Here is a 15,501-nt window from a genome sequence, read left to right as displayed (position 1 = left end):
GGCTCGTCAGAGGCCGAGGGGTGGCTCGTCGGAGGCCGAGGGGGTGGCTCGTCAGAGGCCGAGGCGGGTGAGCTCGTCAGAGGCCGAGGCGGGTGAGCTCGGCGTCCATGCGGGTGGCCATCTCGGCGTAGCCGGCGTCGTTGGGGTGCAGGCCGTCGGCGGCCATCCACTCGGGGTGGCCCTCGATCCAGTGCGAGGCTCCCCCGATGTAGTCGGCGCCGATCGCCCCCGCCTCGTCGTGCACCCAGGCGATGATCTGCTCGACCGAGTCGGGGCGCGCATCCGTGTACCAGAACGGCTCGACGACGATGATGCGGGCCTCGGGCAGCTCGGTGCGCAGGGTGCTGAAGTCGGTGCGGATCGCAGCCTGGATGTCGTCGGCGCGGCGCGGCATGGAGAAGTTGTCGTTCAGGCCCATCGTGATGAACACGATGTCGGGGTCGGCGGCGATGATCTCGCTCACCTCGTCGGTCGGCGCGTAGTCGGGCGGGGTGCTTGCGCGGTTGTTCACGAAGCCGAGGCCGTTGACGCTGGGGTTGAACTCGTTCCAGCCGCGCTCGGCGCTGATGACGCTCGACCAGCGGAGGGCGGGGTCGGATGCGCCGGTGCCGAGGGTGTAGGAGTCGCCGTAGAAGGCGACGACCGGGGCGTTCGGGTCGGGTGCGGTGCTCGCGCTCGTGCTGCTGCTCGTGCTCGTGCTGCTGCTCGGCGTCAGCGTCGCGACGGCGACGGCCGTGGTGACCGCCGCAGCCACCGCGACGGCGGCGAGCAGGATGAAGACCAGGGGCTTGCGCACATCCGTCGTTCGGAGCGGCCGACGGATGCGGTTTGCACGTTCTCGCGGACAAAGTCCGTCACAACGTCAGTCATGACGGACTTTGTCCGCGAGAAAGTGGCGACGCCTAGGCGGTGGCGGCGGCCCCCGCCGCGACGGCGACCGACGGCACCTCGGCGCCGTCGGCGATGAGCTCGGCGATCTGCACCGCGTTGAGCGCCGCGCCCTTGCGGAGGTTGTCGTTCGAGATGAAGAGCACGAGGCCCTTCTTGCCCGGGGCGCTCTGGTCTTGACGGATGCGCCCGACATAGCTCGGGTCGCTTCCGGCAGCCTTGAGCGGCGTGGGCACCTCGGTGAGCTGCACCCCGGGGGCGTCGGCGAGCAGTTCCCGTGCGCGCTCGGGAGTGATGTCGGAGCCGAACTCGGCGTTGATCGACAGCGAGTGGCCCGTGAACACGGGAACGCGCACGCAGGTGCCGCTCACCAGCAGCTCGGGGAGCTCGAGGATCTTGCGGCTCTCGTTGCGGAGCTTCTTCTCCTCGTCGGTCTCGAGCTCGCCGTCGTCGACGATCGAGCCGGCGAGCGGGATGACGTCGAACGCGATGGGCGCGACGTACTTCACGGGGGCGGGGAACGCGACCGACGAGCCGTCGTGAACGAGGTTCAGCAGCGCCTCGGGGTCGGCGACCGCGGCCTGCGCCTGACCGGCGAGCTCCTCCGCGCCGGCGAGACCGGAGCCCGACACCGCCTGGTAGGTGCTCACGATCAGCCGCTCGAGGCCCGCCTCCTTGTGCAGCACCTTCAGCACGGGCATCGCCGCCATCGTGGTGCAGTTCGGGTTGGCGATGATGCCCTTGCGCGCATCCGCCAGTGCGTGCGGGTTCACCTCGGAGACGACGAGGGGCACGTCGGGATCCATGCGCCAGGCGCTCGAGTTGTCGATGACGGTGACGCCCGCGGCCGCGAAGCGCGGGGCCTGAGCGCGCGAGCCGGTGGCGCCGGCCGAGAACAGGGCGATGTCGAGGCCCGAGGGGTCGGCGGTCTCGACGTCTTCGACGACGACGTCCTGCCCCTTGAACGGCAGGGTGGTGCCGGCCGAGCGCGCCGTGGCGAAGAAGCGGATGCTGGCGATGGGGAAGTCGCGCTCCTCGAGGAGGCGGCGCATGACCTTGCCGACCTGACCGGTGGCGCCGACGACGCCGACGTTGAGTGCCTTGCTCACGATGCTTCCTTCTTCTTCACTTCGAGGGTCGGGTTGTTCGTCTGGGCCGGGGGTCAGCGGCCGGTGCCGGCGTGCACGACGGCCTCGGTGTCGGCGTCGAGGCCGAACGCCGAGTGCACCACGCGGAGGGCGTCGTTGATGGTGTCGGCACGGGTGACCACCGAGATGCGGATCTCGGAGGTCGAGATCATCTCGATGTTGATGCCCGCCTCGAACAGCGCGGTGAAGAGCTTGGCCGAGACACCGGCGTTCGTGCGCATACCGGCACCGACCAGGGCGAGCTTGCCGATCTGGTCGTCGTACTGCAGCGCGGTGAAGCCCACCGCATCCTGATCGGCGCGGAGAGCCGTGAGCACCAGCTGACCCTCGCTCTTCGGCAGCGTGAACGAGATGTCGGTGAGGCCCGTCGAGGCCGACGACGAGTTCTGCACGATCATGTCGATGTTCGCGCCGGTCTTGGCGACCAGGGTGAAGATCTCGGCCGCCTTGCCAGGCACGTCGGGCACGCCGACGACGGTGATCTTGGCCTCGGAGAGGTCGGTGGCGACCCCGGCGATGAGAGGCTCTTCCACGGCGTTCTCGCTTTCAGGAGTGGTGCTGACGGTGACGGATGACCCGGGCACGACGGTGGGGCCGAACGGCTCCGCCTCGGTCGGGTTGTAGACGATCGTGCCCTCGTTGTTGTTGAAGCTCGAGCGCACGTGAAGGGTGACGCCGTGCCGGCGCGCATATTCCACGGCGCGGATGTAGAGCACCTTGGCGCCGTTGGCGGCCAGCTCGAGCATCTCCTCGCTCGTGATGCGGTCGATCTTGTGCGCTTTGGGAACCAGACGCGGGTCGGCCGAGAAGATGCCGTCGACATCGGTGTAGATCTCGCAGATGTCGGCGTCGAGGGCCGCGGCCAGCGCGACGGCGGTGGTGTCGGAGCCGCCGCGACCGAGCGTGGTGATGTCCTTGGTGTCGCGGTTGAAACCCTGGAACCCCGCCACGATGACGATCGCGCCCTCGTCGAGAGCCTCGCGCAGCCGCACCGGTGTGACGTCGACGATGCGGGCGGAGCCGTGCTGCGCATCCGTGATCATGCCGGCCTGCGAACCCGTGAACGAGCGCGCGGTGTGGCCGAGGCTCTCGATGGCCATGGCGAGCAGCGCCATAGAGATGCGCTCGCCGGCGGAGAGCAGCATGTCCATCTCGCGCGGGGCCGGGATGGGGGCGACGGCGTTCGCGAGGTCGAGCAGGTCGTCGGTGGTGTCGCCCATGGCGCTCATCGCGACGACGACCTCGTTGCCCGCCTTGCGGGTCTCGACGATGCGCTTGGCCACGCGCTTGATGCTCTCGGCGTCGGCGACGGAGGATCCGCCGTACTTCTGCACGATCAAGCTCACGGGCACTCCTGGGGGTCGTTGCACGGGTCGTCGGAACCCGGCTGTCGATTATATCGTGCGGGTGTATTCCCGGAGCTGAATGGGGCGCGGGGGTGCCGGGTGGGGCTTCGCGGAGTCGGGGGTTCTCGCAGCATCCGTTTACTGGAGGTTCATGCGGCGGGCTTAGCGTCGCCGTATGAGCACCAGCAAGTGGACGGAGCGGGCGCTGCGCGCACGGCTCCGCGCCGATGTCGCCGTCAATGCCGCCGGTCGTCGCGTGAGCGCCGACGATGCCGCCCGGCGCCTCGAGTACCTCCGTGTCGTCGCCGGGGTCGACGCCGGGGTCATCTCCCCCGACGCGGGCGCCGCGCTGTTCGATGAGATGTCGTTCGCGCGCGGGTGACGCGTCCCGCCACTTTCTGACGGACAAAGTCCGTGATAACGGCAGTCTTCACGGACTTTCTCCGCGAGAACGTCGGGAGCGCTCCCTACTTGGCCTTGTCGTAGCTGTCGACGACGGCGACCGTCACAGGGAACTGCACGGGGGCGCCGCCGAAGATGAGGCGGCCGGCCTCTGCGGCGGCCTCCCGCAGGTGCGTCGACACCGCTTCGGCGTGCTGTTCGGGGGTGTGGATGAGCAGCTCGTCGTGGAGGAAGAACGCCAGGTGCGGCCGTGTGGAGAACACGGATGCGCGCGGCGCGCCTGGGGGAAACGGTTCGTCGGGCTCGATCGTCCACAGGCGGCGACGGAGGGAGCTGATCCAGCACAGCGCCCACTCCGCCGCCGTTCCCTGCACCACGAAGTTGCGGGTGAATCGACCCCAGCTGCGCGCCGCCGAGCGCGCTCTCGCGCGGGTCGCCTCGGTGGCGCCGTCGGAGGCCGCAGCATCCTGGAGGTCTTGCCACGTGTCATCCGGCCGCGGTGAGCTGCGGCCGAGCCGGGTGGTGACGATGTTGCCGGCCTCGCCGGCCCGGGCGGCATCCTCGACGAACGCGATCGCTGTCGGGTACGCACGCGCGAGCCGCGGGAGCAGGCGGCCGCTCTCGCCGGTGGTTCCGCCGTACATGGCGCCGAGCATCCCGAGCTTGGCGTGCGCGCGGGTGTCGACGGCGCCCGAGGCGACGATGCCGTCGTAGAGGTCGCGGCCGAAGCCGGCGGCGGCCATGGCGCGGTCGCCCGAAAGGGCGGTGAGGATGCGCGGCTCGAGCTGGGCGGCATCGGCGACCACGAACACGTGGCCCGGGTCGGCGACGACGGCCGAGCGCACGAGCTTCGGCAGCTGCAGCGCTCCCCCACCCTCCGAAGCCCAGCGGCCGGTGACGACGCCGCCCGGCAGGTACGTGGGGTGGAAGCGGTCGTTCACGACCCAGGTGTCGAGCCAGTTCCATCCGTTCGCGGTGAGCAGACGGGAGAGCTTCTTGTACTCGAGCAGTGGGGGGATCGCCGGGTGGCGGATGTTCTCCAGCTCCCACTGGCGGGTGCTCGACACCTCGAGTCCGGCGCGACGGAGCGACTTGACGAGCTCGGCCGGGGAGTCGGGGTTCGCCGTGGAGTCGCCGAGGGCGTCGCGGATGTGCACCAGCAGCTGCTCGAGCTTGGCCGGCCGGGTGCCCGGCTGAGTGGGGCGTGGGCCGAGCGCGTTCTCGAGCAGCGAGTTGTGGCGTGCCGAGCTCCAGGGGAGGCCGGCGTGCTGCATCTCGACGGCGGCGAGGCTCCCTGCCGACTCCGCTGCCAGCAGCAGGGCGATGCGCGAAGGGTCGGTCGCCGAGGCTGCGGCGCGGCGCTGGCGGCGGAACTCGAGGAGCTCGGAGGGTTCCGGGTGCTTGGGCTCGTGGAGGGCAGTGTCGACGCGAGTTGCAAGCGCAGCGGCCGACGCTTCGATGGAGCGTCGCGGGTCGGGAACGGGAGGGGAGGATTCGGGTGCGCGTGGCGGAACCACCGCATCCGGTGCTATTTGTGCGACGGCGCCGAGGGGACGTGGCGTCTGTCGAGGTTCAGACGGGGCGTCGAGATGGTCGAAGAGGGTCGGACCCTGAGAGCGGGCGGGCTCGGGCAGGTGGACGGGCGCACCTGCGGCGGTGGGCATGGTCGCCCAGGAGTCGCGCGGGGCGCGGGCGAGCTCGGACGCCGCCGTGAGGGTGGAGGCGCGCAGGATCGCGTGGCACAGCCTCAAGTCGACGCACCGTTCGACCCGTACCCCCGCGGCCAGGAGCCGCGGGTACCAGGCGGCGGTGTCGTTCCACACCCAGCGGGGGTGAGCGGCCTCGAGCGCGCCCGCCGCCTCGACGAATTCGGCCTCCGTCAGCTCCACCGGCCCGGATGCTGACGCTTGTCCCCCGAAAAGTCCGGGAAGACTGCGGTCTTCGCGGACTTTGTGCGGGAGAACCGCGGCGGGGAGGGGAGCTGGCTCGCCCGCCTCGTCGACGAGGTGGAGGGTGACGGTGCCGGGGACCGGTGACGAGACCACGATGTGGGTGGCGGGTGGAGCATCCGGAGCGTCCCGCGGCGGGGTGGCGGCCGTGGGGTGGGCGGCGGCCGGGGTGGGCACGGTCAGTTCTCGACGAGGCGGCGGCCCTCGAAGGCGCGGCCGAGGGTGACTTCGTCGGCGTACTCGAGGTCGCCGCCGACGGGGAGACCGGAGGCGAGGCGGGTCACGCGGATCTCGAGCGTCGTGAGCAGGCGCGACAGGTAGGTGGCGGTCGCCTCGCCCTCGAGGTTGGGGTCGGTGGCGATGATGACCTCGGTGACCTCGCCGTCGGCGAGGCGCTGCATCAGCTCGCGGATGCGCAGGTTGTCGGGACCGATGCCGTCGATCGGGCTGATGGCGCCGCCGAGCACGTGGTAGAGGCCGCGGAACTCGCGCGTGCGCTCGATGGCGACGACGTCTTTCGCCTCCTCGACCACGCAGATGAGGGCGCGGTTGCGGCGCGGGTCGCGGCAGATGCCGCAGGTCTCCTGCTCGGAGACGTTGCCGCAGATCTGGCAGAAGTGCACCTTCTCGCGCACATCGGTGAGGATCTGCGCGAGCCGCGACACGTCGAACGACTCGGTCTGCACGATGTGGAAGGCGATCCGCTGGGCGGACTTCGGTCCGATTCCGGGGAGGCGGCCGAGTTCGTCGATGAGGTCCTGGACGATTCCTTCGTACATGGTGTCTCCTCTCCGCTCGCGCGGGGGTGTTCTCGTCTATCCGCTCGTGCGGTGGGGTTTCCGTCTTCGCTCGGCGAGGGTGCAGGATGCTCGCAGCACGCTCCGGGCGGCTACCCCTCGCCGGGGCTGCGGGGCTCGCGGCTCGGCAGAGGTTGCTCTTCGATGAAGTTCGCCCCGAGGATCTCGCGCACGACCGCCTCGCCGTAGCGCGCGCGGCCGGATGCGGTGGTGGCGACATGCGCCGGCGTCGCGGGGGCGGTGTCGGCTTCGGGGCTCGGCTCGAAGCGCAGGGCTCCCGGGCGCCGCTCGTTGGGGCCGGAAGCGGGCGATGCGGGTGCAGGTGCAGATGATGCGCCGGATGCAGGTGCAGGCGCGCCGGGTCGGTTCGCCTCGGCGCCACCGCGGCCGCTGCCGCTGCCGAACGATGTTCCGCCTGCGGCGCTCGGACGGATCGGGGTCGACGGGGTCGCCCGGGCGTAAGGGTCGGGCGTCGCACCGGCTCGGTCGGCGGGCAGGTCGGGCTCGTCGCTCGGCATCGGCTCGTCGAAGAAGGGGGGCTCGTCATCGTCGGACCCGGCCGATGTCGGGATCGCTACGACGTCCCAGCTCGTGGTGGGTGCCGAGCCGTCTGCCGACGCCGGGCCGCGCTGCGGCTCGGGTGCGCGTTGTGGCGCGGGGCGCTGCTGCGCGGGGCGCTGCCCCTGCCCTTGCCCCTGCCCGGTCGCCTGAGCCTGAGCGGGCCGCTGACCCTGAGTCGGCTGGCGCCCCGCAGCATCAGCCTGTGCGGGACGCTGACCCTGAGCGGGCGGCTCCCCAGCAGGATCAGCCTGAGCAGGGCGCTGACCCTGAACCGGCTGCTGCCCAGCAGGATCAGCCTGAGCGGGGCGCTGACCCTGAACCGGCTGCTGCCCAGCAGGCTCAGGGTCAGCGGGGTGCGCGCCCTCAGCGGGCTGCCCATCCTGGGCGGTGACGGGGGGTGTCGAACCCGAAGCGGCGGCGGCCGGCGACTCGGGTGCAGCTGCGGGGGGCGACGGTGGGGCGGGCTCCTCGAAGCTGGAGCCGCCCAAGTCGGAGACACCCGGCGTCGACCACTCCGACGCGGGCACCGGAGCGGGGGTGCGCCGAGGCGGGATGGTCATGCCCGCTATGCCGGTCGGGTTCGGCGTGGCGGCGGGCTGCGGGTCGGCTGCCGCCGTGGAGGGCGAGAGGTCGGAGCCACCACCTGCTGGTGTCCCAGCACGAGGATCGTTCGTGGGCGGCGCGACAGGGGCGGGGGTGGGCGGTGTCGAAGGCACCGAATCCGCGGAGGGCGCGACGGAAGCGGCAGCCGGCGCGGGGGCGGAGGGCGTCGAAGCACCCGCCACCGGGGCGGCGTCGCCCGCCGTGCCCCCGCCGTCGGGGGCGTCGTGGGGGCGGAGGGAGGTGTCGACGCGGGCGATGTACTTCACGCGGAGGCCGAGCACCTCGACGATCGCCTCGCGGAGGTACTCGCTGACGCCCTGGCCGGGCGCGGAGCGCTCTTTGAAGCTGGCGACATCGTTCTCGCTCGGGAAGGCGAGGGTGAGCACATCGCCATCGAGCGAGCGCACCTGAGCCGTGTAGACGACGAGCCACGCCGTCATCTTCGCCTTCTGGACGCGGTCGAGGATCTCGGGCCACGCATCCTTCAGCTGCTGCACCGACACGGTACCCGGCTCGACGGGCGTCGCCAGCGGCGCCGCCGACGGCGGGGTCGCCACCACGTCGGGGGTGTTGACCGGCGAGGCGGATGGCGCCGAGTGCTCGGATGCGCGCGGCGAGGCGGGCACAGGCTCAGAGCGTTCGCGGGCCTTCCCAGGGTCGGTCGCAGTCGCCGGCTCGGGCTCCCGCGAAGACGGGGCGCCGGAACCGGGCGCGGCGACCGCCCACCCTCCTGAAGAGGCCGCGGGAGCGGGGGACGGGGATGGGATGGAGCTCGTCGAGGCGCTCGGAGCCGGCGCGGCGACGACCGCCGCGGGCGCAACAGTCGCGTGCGCCGCCGCCACGGGCGCACCCACCTCAGTCGCACCAGCTACCACCGCGCCCGCCGGCGCCCCTCCCCCATCGACACCGATGCGCCGCTCGAGCCGCTCCACGCGCGCCAGCGCGCCGCGCTGGGTGTCGTCGACCGAGGGCACGAGCGTGCGTGCCACCATCAGCTCGAGGTGCAGCCGCGGTGAGGTCGCTCCCGTCATCTCCGACAGGGCGGTGTTGACGATGTCGGCGACGCGCGACAGTTCGGCGTGACCGAAGAGGGTCGCCTGGCGGCGCATCACCTCGATCTCGTCGGCCGGAACTCCTCGCAGCACCGACGACGCCTGCTCGCGCGTGGCCTCGACGACGATGATGTCGCGCAGGCGCTCGAGCAGGTCTTCGACGAAACGACGCGGGTCTTGACCGGTCTGGATGACGCGGTCGACGGCGTCGAACGCCGCCGCACCGTCGTGGGTGCCGAGCGCGTCGATGGCCTCGGAGAGCAGTGCGCCGTGCGTGTAGCCGAGCAGCGCGACAGCGCGCTCGTACTCCACGCGGTTGCCCTCCGAGCCCGCGATGAGCTGGTCGAGCAGCGACAGGGTGTCGCGCGCCGAGCCGCCGCCCGCACGCACCACGAGCGGCAGCACACCAGGTGCCACTTCGACGCCCTCGGAGTCGCACAGCTGCTGAACGTACTCGAGCAGCTGAGCCGGCGGAATGAGGCGGAAGGGGTAGTGGTGCGTGCGCGACCGGATGGTGCCGATGACCTTGTCGGGCTCGGTCGTCGCAAAGATGAACTTCACGTGCTCCGGCGGCTCTTCGACGATCTTGAGCAGCGCGTTGAACCCGCCCGAGGTCACCATGTGCGCCTCGTCGATGATGAAGATCTTGTACCGGTCTCGCGCGGGGGCGAAGATGGCCCGCTCGCGCAGGTCGCGTGCGTCGTCGACACCACCGTGGCTGGCGGCGTCGATCTCGACGACGTCGAGCGAGCCCGAGCCGTCTCGACTGAGCTCGACACAGCTCGGGCACACGCCGCACGGCGAGTCGGTCGGCCCCTCGGCACAGTTGAGGCACCGGGCCAGGATGCGCGCCGACGTCGTCTTGCCACAGCCACGCGGGCCGCTGAAGAGATAGGCGTGATTGACCCGGTTGGTGCGCAGAGCCGTCATGAGCGGATCGGTCACCTGGGACTGCCCGATCATCTCGGCGAAGTTCTCTGGCCGGTAACGGCGATACAGGGCGGTGACCACGCGACAAGACTACCTGCGGCCTCCGACACCGGGGTCGCTGCGGGTGAGCTGGGGACGGTCGACGGATGCGCCCCGCAGTCCCACAGGCTCACCCCTCCAGGTCGCGGGCGTAGCAGACGGAGAGATCGGAGCCGACGTAAGCGCCGAAGAGCGGCACCCGCGAGTAGCCCTCCCGCTCGTAGAACCGCATGGCGTCGGGCTGCGCCGTGCCGGTCTCGAGCACCAGGCGGGTCACCCCGAGTGCACGCGCCTCGTCTTCGAGGGCACGGAGCAGGGTCGTCGCGACGCCTGATCCGCGCGCTTCGGGACGCACGAACATCCGCTTCACCTCGACCTCGCCGTCGCCGAGCGGGCGCAGGCCGCCGCATCCGAGGGCCGTTCCGGCGGCATCGCGCGCGAGCAGGAACACCGGCACGGAGTCGGCCGTGGGCACCTCGCCCGGCTCGTGGTCGTCGCGCCCGTAGCGGGCGTCGAGCTCGGCGCGTTGCGCCGCCCGCAGGGCCGCGGCGTCGCGGTGGTCGTAGTGAACGCGCTCCACCGTGAAGGCGACGGATGCTCGGGTCGGTTCGGCCGGCTCGGCTGACGGCGGAGTGGAGGCGTCGGGGGTCATGGCCCGTCCTTTCGTAACAGTCATTACGGTAACGTATGTTACGGATGCTCGGAGCCGGTGGACGCCGGACTCTCGATCGAGAAGAAGGAGGAGAGTGCTCGATGGCCCGCAAGCGCGATCTCGCCGATCAGAGGCAGCGACTCTCGGAGGCGACCTGGTCGGTGCTCACCGAGCGGGGGCTGGCGGGGCTGACGATCCGTGCCGTCGCCGAGCGGGCCGGCTGCACGACTGGTCTCGTGATGCACGCGTTCCCGAGCAAGGAGGCGCTGCTGCTTCACGCTCGGGAGCTGTTGCACGAGCGCACGCGCGTCCGGGCCGATGCGGTGGAGGAAGAGGCGGGTCGTGAACCGGCGGCGGCACTGCTCGCGGTGCTGCTGAACGGTGCGGCGCTCGATGACACCGGGGTCGACGAGGCACGGGTGTGGGTGAGCTACCTCGCGGCATCGCTCGCCGACGACGGCCTGGCCGAGCGGCACGTCGCCGGCAACCGCAGCTTCATCGGCAGGGTGGGGCGGTGGGTGGCGCTCAGCCGCCCCGACAGGACGGCCGAGGAGAACTCGTCGGATGCGCTCGCGCTCGTCGCCCTCGTGGAGGGGCTCAACGCGCTGAGCTCGGCCGATGCGGAGAGCTACTCCCCCGAGGTGCAGCGCCGCGTGCTCGGCGACGCGGTCGCGCGGCTCGTCGCCGGCGGCGCGCCGGGCGCGGGTGGCGGAGGCGCGGCGGACGCAGGCGCGGCCGCGGGCGACGGGGGCGCGAGTGGCGCGGGCACTGCGCCCGTGGCTGCTGCCGAGGTGGCGGGAGCGGAGGGTGTGGGGGGCGCATCCGCTGGGCTGGGGGAAGGGCGGAGGGTGCGGGTGCGGCCTTACGCGGAAGGGGACGACGAGGGGATCGTGGCGCTGTGGGCGGAGTGCGGGCTGACGCGGCCGTGGAACGACCCGCGGAGGGATATCGCGCGCAAGAAGACGGTGCAGCCGGAGTTGTTCCTGGTGGGCGAGGCGGTCGACGGCGACGGGCGGGCTCTTCGCGACGGGAACGGGGGGCCGGTGGTCGTGGCGACCGCGATGATCGGCTACGACGGGCATCGGGGGTGGGTGAACTACCTCGCGGTCGCGCCGGGGATGCAGGGGCACGGGGTCGGCGGTGCGTTGATGCGGCAAGCGGAGGAGCTGTTGCGGGAGAGGGGGTGCCCGAAGGTGAATCTGCAGATCAGGGCGGGGAACGAAGGTGTGATGGCGTTCTACCGGTCGCTCGGGTACGAGCCCGACGGCGCCGTGGGCTTCGGCAAGCGGCTCATCGCCGACGCCTGAGTCCGCGCGGCCCCGGCGCAGCCCGGCGCGGGCGCGACGGTGGGCGCGGCGCCCCACGACCACGCCAGCCGACGCGCCCGCCCGCGCACGCGCGCAGCACCTCACGACCACGCCAGCTCGCGCGACGACGCGCGCACGCAGCGCCCCGCTACGCGACCGCCGCGGCCGCCTGCCGCGCGATCTCGAGTTCCTCGTTCGTGGGCACCACGAGCACCGCCACGCGCGAGTCGGCCGTGCTGATGCGCCGCGCCCCCTGTGCCGCGGCACCACTGAGCTCGTTCAGGGCGGGGTCGATCGAGATGCCGAGCTCCTCGAGCCCGGCGAGCACGCGCGCCCGCACCAGCGGGTTGTTCTCCCCCACCCCCGCGGTGAACACGATCGCGTCGACGTGCCCGAGCTGCGCGTAGTAGGCCCCCACGTAGCTCCGCAGCCGGTGCACGTACACGTCGAGGGCGGCAGCGGCGGCGGCGTCTCCGGCGGCCGCGGCCTTCTGCACATCGCGCATGTCTCCGGTGCCCGAGAGACCGAGCAGCCCCGAGCGCCGGTTGAGCAGCTCGTCGAGCTCGGCGAACCCCATGCCGGTCTTGCGGTTGAGGTGGAACAGCACCGCGGGGTCGATGTCACCCGACCGCGTGCCCATCACGAGCCCTTCGAGCGGCGTCATGCCCATCGACGTCTCCACCGAGCGGCCGCCGTCGACCGCGCACGCCGACGCCCCGTTGCCGAGGTGCAGCACGATCGTCTTCGTCGACTCGAGCTCCCGCCCGAGGAACCGGGCTGCCTCGCCCGACACGTACTTGTGCGAGGTGCCGTGGAAGCCGTAGCGACGGATGCGCTGCTTCTCGGCCAGTGCCGCATCGATCGCATACGTGTAGGCAGCGGGCGGCAGCGTCTGGTGGAACGCGGTGTCGAACACCGCCACCTGCGGCACCTCGGGGAACGCCTTCTGCGCCGCCTCGATGCCCTGCAGGTTCGCCGGGTTGTGCAGTGGGGCCAGCTCGGCCAGGTCTTCGATGTTGATCTTCACCAGATCGGTGATGACCGTCGCCTCGTGGAACCGCTTGCCTCCGTGCACCACCCGGTGCCCCACCGCGGTGAGCGGATGCTTCGCCAGCTGCGGCCCGTGCTCGGCGAACGCCTCGAGCATCGCCTCGAACCCGGCCGTGTGGTCGGCGATCGGCAGCTCCCGTTCCCACAGCCCGACCTGCGTGGTGTGGCGCGTGTGGCCCGACGACTCGCCGATGCGCTCGACCAGACCCGAGGCGAGCACCTTCTCCGACTCCACCTCGATGAGCTGGTACTTGAACGACGACGAACCGCTGTTCACGACCAGGATCGCGCTCATGCCCCGGCCCCCGACCCGGTGGCGGCCTGGATGGCCGTGATGGCGATGGTGTTCACGATATCGGGCACGAGCGCTCCTCGGGAAAGATCGTTGATCGGCTTGTTGAGCCCCTGCAGCACGGGCCCGATGGCCACGGCGCCGGCGCTCCGCTGAACAGCCTTGTAGGTGTTGTTGCCGGTGTTCAAGTCCGGGAAGATGAACACCGTCGCACGACCCGCCACCGCCGAGCCGGGCATCTTCGCGGCGGCGACCACCGCATCCGTCGCCGCGTCGTACTGGATGGGGCCCTCGACGGGGAACGCGGGTCGGGATGCGCGCACCAGCTCGGTCGCCTGACGCACCTTCTCGACGTCGGCGCCCGATCCTGACGAGCCGGTCGAGTACGACAGCATGGCGACCCGCGGCTCGATGCCGAACTGCGACGCCGTCGCGGCGGAGGAGACGGCGATGTCGGCGAGCTGCTCGGCCGTGGGGTCGGGCACCACGGCGCAGTCGCCGTAGACCAGCACGCGGTCGGCGAGCGCCATGAGGAACACGCTCGAGACCACCGACACGTCGGGTCGGGTCTTGATGATCTCGAACGCCGGCCTGATGGTGTGCGCCGTCGTGTGGGCGGCGCCCGACACCATGCCGTCGGCGAGACCGAGCTGCACCATGAGCGTGCCGAAGTACGACACGTCGGAGACGGTGTCGTACGCCATGTCGTAGGTGATGCCGCGGTGCGCCCGCAGGCGCTGGTACTCCTCGGCGAAACGGTGCCTGAGCTCGGGGTCGAAGGGGCTCACCACCGCGGCTGCGTCGAGGTCGATGCCCAGCTCGGATGCACGGGCCCGCACCGCCTGCTCGTCGCCGAGCAGGGTGAGACGCGCGACCTGTCGCTTCAGCACGGTGTTGGCGGCGAGCAGCACGCGATCGTCGTCGCCCTCGGGCAGCACGATGTGCCGGTCGGCGGCGCGGGCGCGGTCGAGCAGACCGTACTCGAACATGAGCGGGGTGACGACGTCGCTCGAGCTCACGTCGAGCAGGCGCAGCAGCTGGGCTCCGTCGACGTACTGCTCGAACAGGGCGAGCGCGTTGTCGTACTTCAGCGAGGAGTCGGCGGCGAGCTTGCCCCGCGTCGAGGTGATGCGCACCGCGGTCTCGTAGGTGCCGAGCTCGGTGGTGATGATGGGGAGCTTCGGGTCGAGGCCCTTGATGAGGCGCACGACCGGTTCGGGGATCTCGAATCCGCCGTTCAGGATGATGCCCGCCAGCGACGGGAAGGTGCCCGACGCGTTCGCCATCAGGGCGGCGAGCAGCAGCTCCTCGCGATCGCCCGGCACCACCACCACGGCGCCCTCGGTGAGGCGCGGCAGCACGTTGCGCATCGACATGCCCGCCACCACCACGCCGAGCGCCTCACGGGCGAGGAGCCGGTGGTCGCCCATCACGAGGGTGCCGCCGATCGACTCGACGATGCCCGCCATGCTCGGGGCGACGAGCACGCGGTCTTCGGGGATGGCCCAGATGGGGATGCGGCGGGGCTGCACCGGGCCCGAGACCAGTGGGACGGATGCGCGGGAGGCGGGAGGAGCATCCGTCGCGCTGCTGCCGGCGCCGGAAGCGGCGGACGCGTCTGCATCCTCATCGTCGTCGTCGCTCGCGACCATCGACACCGCGCCGGTGGCGATCGGCGACTCCTTCGCGGCACGCACGAGTCCTTCGACGGCGTCGCGGGCTGCGACCCCGATCGCGTCGCGGATCTTCTCGAGGTTCTCGGGGTCGGAGCGGTTCGCCACGATGCCGACCAGGGTGGCGTGCGCGTTGCGCAGCTCGACCAGGGCGATCTCGGTGATCTGCCGCATGTCGTCGGCCGAGCGCGGCGGGGCCTGGCCGAGGAGCTCGTCGCTGCCCTGTCCGCGCCGGCCGCCGAGCACGAGGAGCACGGGAGCGCCGAGGTTCGCGGCGATGCGGGCGTTGAAGCTCAGCTCGGTGGGGCTGCCGACGTCGGTGTAGTCACTGCCGAGGATGACGACCGCGTCGCACTGCCGTTCGACCGCCTTGTAGCGTTCGACGATGCGCGACAGTGCGGCATCCGGGTTCTCGTGCACGTCGTCGTAGGTGACGCCGAGAGCGTCTTCGTAGGGGATGTCGGCGTTGTCGTGCTCGAGCAGCATCTCGAGCACGTAGTCGCGGGCGCTCACCGAGCGGGCGACGGGACGGAAGACGCCGACCCGCTGCACCGAGCGGCGCAGCATGTCGAGCACGCCGAGGGCGACGGTGGACTTGCCGGAATGGCCCTCCACCGAGGTGATGTAGATGCTCTTCACGCCGGCGGCGCGGGGGGTGGGGGTGTCGAGTCGCGTCACGGAATCCTCTTCGGTCGTCCGTACCCGATTCTAGGCCGGGGGCCTGCGACCCGCGCGGGAGTGGGGGGCGGATGCGCGGGGCTCGCGCGGGGGCTGGCGCGCACTTGGTCGCGCGAATTGCTCTCAATCCGCGG

11 protein-coding genes are annotated in these 15,501 nt (G+C 71.4%); 2 read left to right on the top strand and 9 right to left on the bottom strand.

The annotated features are described in order from the left end of the window. Positions 1-76: 76 nt before the first annotated feature. From ABFY20_RS04430 to ABFY20_RS04420, 3 genes are all read right to left on the bottom strand, one after another. Positions 77-796 (bottom strand): SGNH/GDSL hydrolase family protein, encoded by a 720-nt coding sequence (locus tag ABFY20_RS04430; protein WP_368498731.1) that lies wholly within the window; start codon positions 794-796, stop codon positions 77-79. A gap of 106 nt (positions 797-902) precedes the next feature. After that, positions 903-1,997, bottom strand: coding sequence for an aspartate-semialdehyde dehydrogenase (locus tag ABFY20_RS04425; RefSeq protein ID WP_368498730.1), 1,095 nt, complete (start codon positions 1,995-1,997; stop codon positions 903-905). A 53-nt stretch (positions 1,998-2,050) separates the two neighbouring features. Continuing rightward, positions 2,051-3,382 carry an aspartate kinase gene (locus ABFY20_RS04420; RefSeq protein ID WP_368498729.1) on the bottom strand — a complete coding sequence of 444 codons (1,332 nt, stop codon included), beginning with the start codon at positions 3,380-3,382 and terminating at the stop codon, positions 2,051-2,053. A gap of 175 nt (positions 3,383-3,557) precedes the next feature. Here ABFY20_RS04420 and ABFY20_RS04415 point away from each other — a divergent pair, with 175 nt between their 5' ends. Continuing rightward, positions 3,558-3,764, top strand: a complete 207-nt coding sequence (locus ABFY20_RS04415) for a hypothetical protein (protein ID WP_368498728.1) — start codon at positions 3,558-3,560, stop codon at positions 3,762-3,764. Between the two features lie 85 nt (positions 3,765-3,849). Here the strand turns inward: ABFY20_RS04415 and ABFY20_RS04410 are convergent, their stop codons facing one another. The 4 genes from ABFY20_RS04410 to ABFY20_RS04395 all read right to left on the bottom strand — a co-directional run bounded on the left by ABFY20_RS04410 (position 3,850) and on the right by ABFY20_RS04395 (position 10,367). After that, on the bottom strand, positions 3,850-5,673 hold the full coding sequence (locus tag ABFY20_RS04410) for a bifunctional 3'-5' exonuclease/DNA polymerase (RefSeq protein ID WP_368499733.1): 1,824 nt from the start codon (positions 5,671-5,673) through the stop codon (positions 3,850-3,852). Between the two features lie 239 nt (positions 5,674-5,912). Continuing rightward, a complete protein-coding gene (gene recR, locus ABFY20_RS04405; RefSeq protein ID WP_171705881.1) occupies positions 5,913-6,512 on the bottom strand; it encodes a recombination mediator RecR in 600 nt (199 codons plus the stop codon). 110 nt (positions 6,513-6,622) lie between these two features. Then, positions 6,623-9,757 carry a DNA polymerase III subunit gamma and tau gene (locus ABFY20_RS04400; RefSeq protein WP_368498727.1) on the bottom strand — a complete coding sequence of 1,045 codons (3,135 nt, stop codon included), beginning with the start codon at positions 9,755-9,757 and terminating at the stop codon, positions 6,623-6,625. 88 nt (positions 9,758-9,845) lie between these two features. Continuing rightward, positions 9,846-10,367, bottom strand: coding sequence for a GNAT family N-acetyltransferase (locus ABFY20_RS04395; protein ID WP_368498726.1), 522 nt, complete (start codon positions 10,365-10,367; stop codon positions 9,846-9,848). A 101-nt stretch (positions 10,368-10,468) separates the two neighbouring features. Here ABFY20_RS04395 and ABFY20_RS04390 point away from each other — a divergent pair, with 101 nt between their 5' ends. Continuing rightward, positions 10,469-11,674, top strand: coding sequence for a GNAT family acetyltransferase (locus ABFY20_RS04390; protein WP_368498725.1), 1,206 nt, complete (start codon positions 10,469-10,471; stop codon positions 11,672-11,674). A gap of 148 nt (positions 11,675-11,822) precedes the next feature. On the opposite strand, the gene ABFY20_RS04385 is transcribed toward ABFY20_RS04390, so the two are convergent. Beyond that, entirely contained in the window at positions 11,823-13,019 is a 1,197-nt protein-coding gene (locus ABFY20_RS04385) for an acetate/propionate family kinase (protein WP_368498724.1), read from the bottom strand. Next, on the bottom strand, positions 13,016-15,367 hold the full coding sequence (gene pta, locus ABFY20_RS04380; protein ID WP_368498723.1) for a phosphate acetyltransferase: 2,352 nt from the start codon (positions 15,365-15,367) through the stop codon (positions 13,016-13,018). Before pta ends, ABFY20_RS04385 begins: the two co-directional genes overlap by 4 nt. Between the last annotated feature and the right edge of the window lie 134 nt (positions 15,368-15,501).

Origin of the sequence: Herbiconiux sp. A18JL235 (assembly GCF_040939305.1) — a bacterium.
Lineage (GTDB): Bacteria > Actinomycetota > Actinomycetes > Actinomycetales > Microbacteriaceae > Herbiconiux.
The sequence above is the reverse complement of the archived record's forward strand: the minus strand, read 5'-3'. Positions and strand labels throughout refer to the sequence as shown.

What these genes read in the sequence shown, in the direction of transcription:
- ABFY20_RS04415 (WP_368498728.1), top strand. Translation starts at nt 3,558, where the DNA reads ATGAGCACCAGCAAGTGGACGGAGCGGGCGCTGCGCGCACGGCTCCGC.
- recR (WP_171705881.1), bottom strand. Translation starts at nt 6,512, where the DNA reads ATGTACGAAGGAATCGTCCAGGACCTCATCGACGAACTCGGCCGCCTC.
- ABFY20_RS04395 (WP_368498726.1), bottom strand. Translation starts at nt 10,367, where the DNA reads ATGACCCCCGACGCCTCCACTCCGCCGTCAGCCGAGCCGGCCGAACCG.
- ABFY20_RS04390 (WP_368498725.1), top strand. Translation starts at nt 10,469, where the DNA reads ATGGCCCGCAAGCGCGATCTCGCCGATCAGAGGCAGCGACTCTCGGAG.
- ABFY20_RS04385 (WP_368498724.1), bottom strand. Translation starts at nt 13,019, where the DNA reads ATGAGCGCGATCCTGGTCGTGAACAGCGGTTCGTCGTCGTTCAAGTAC.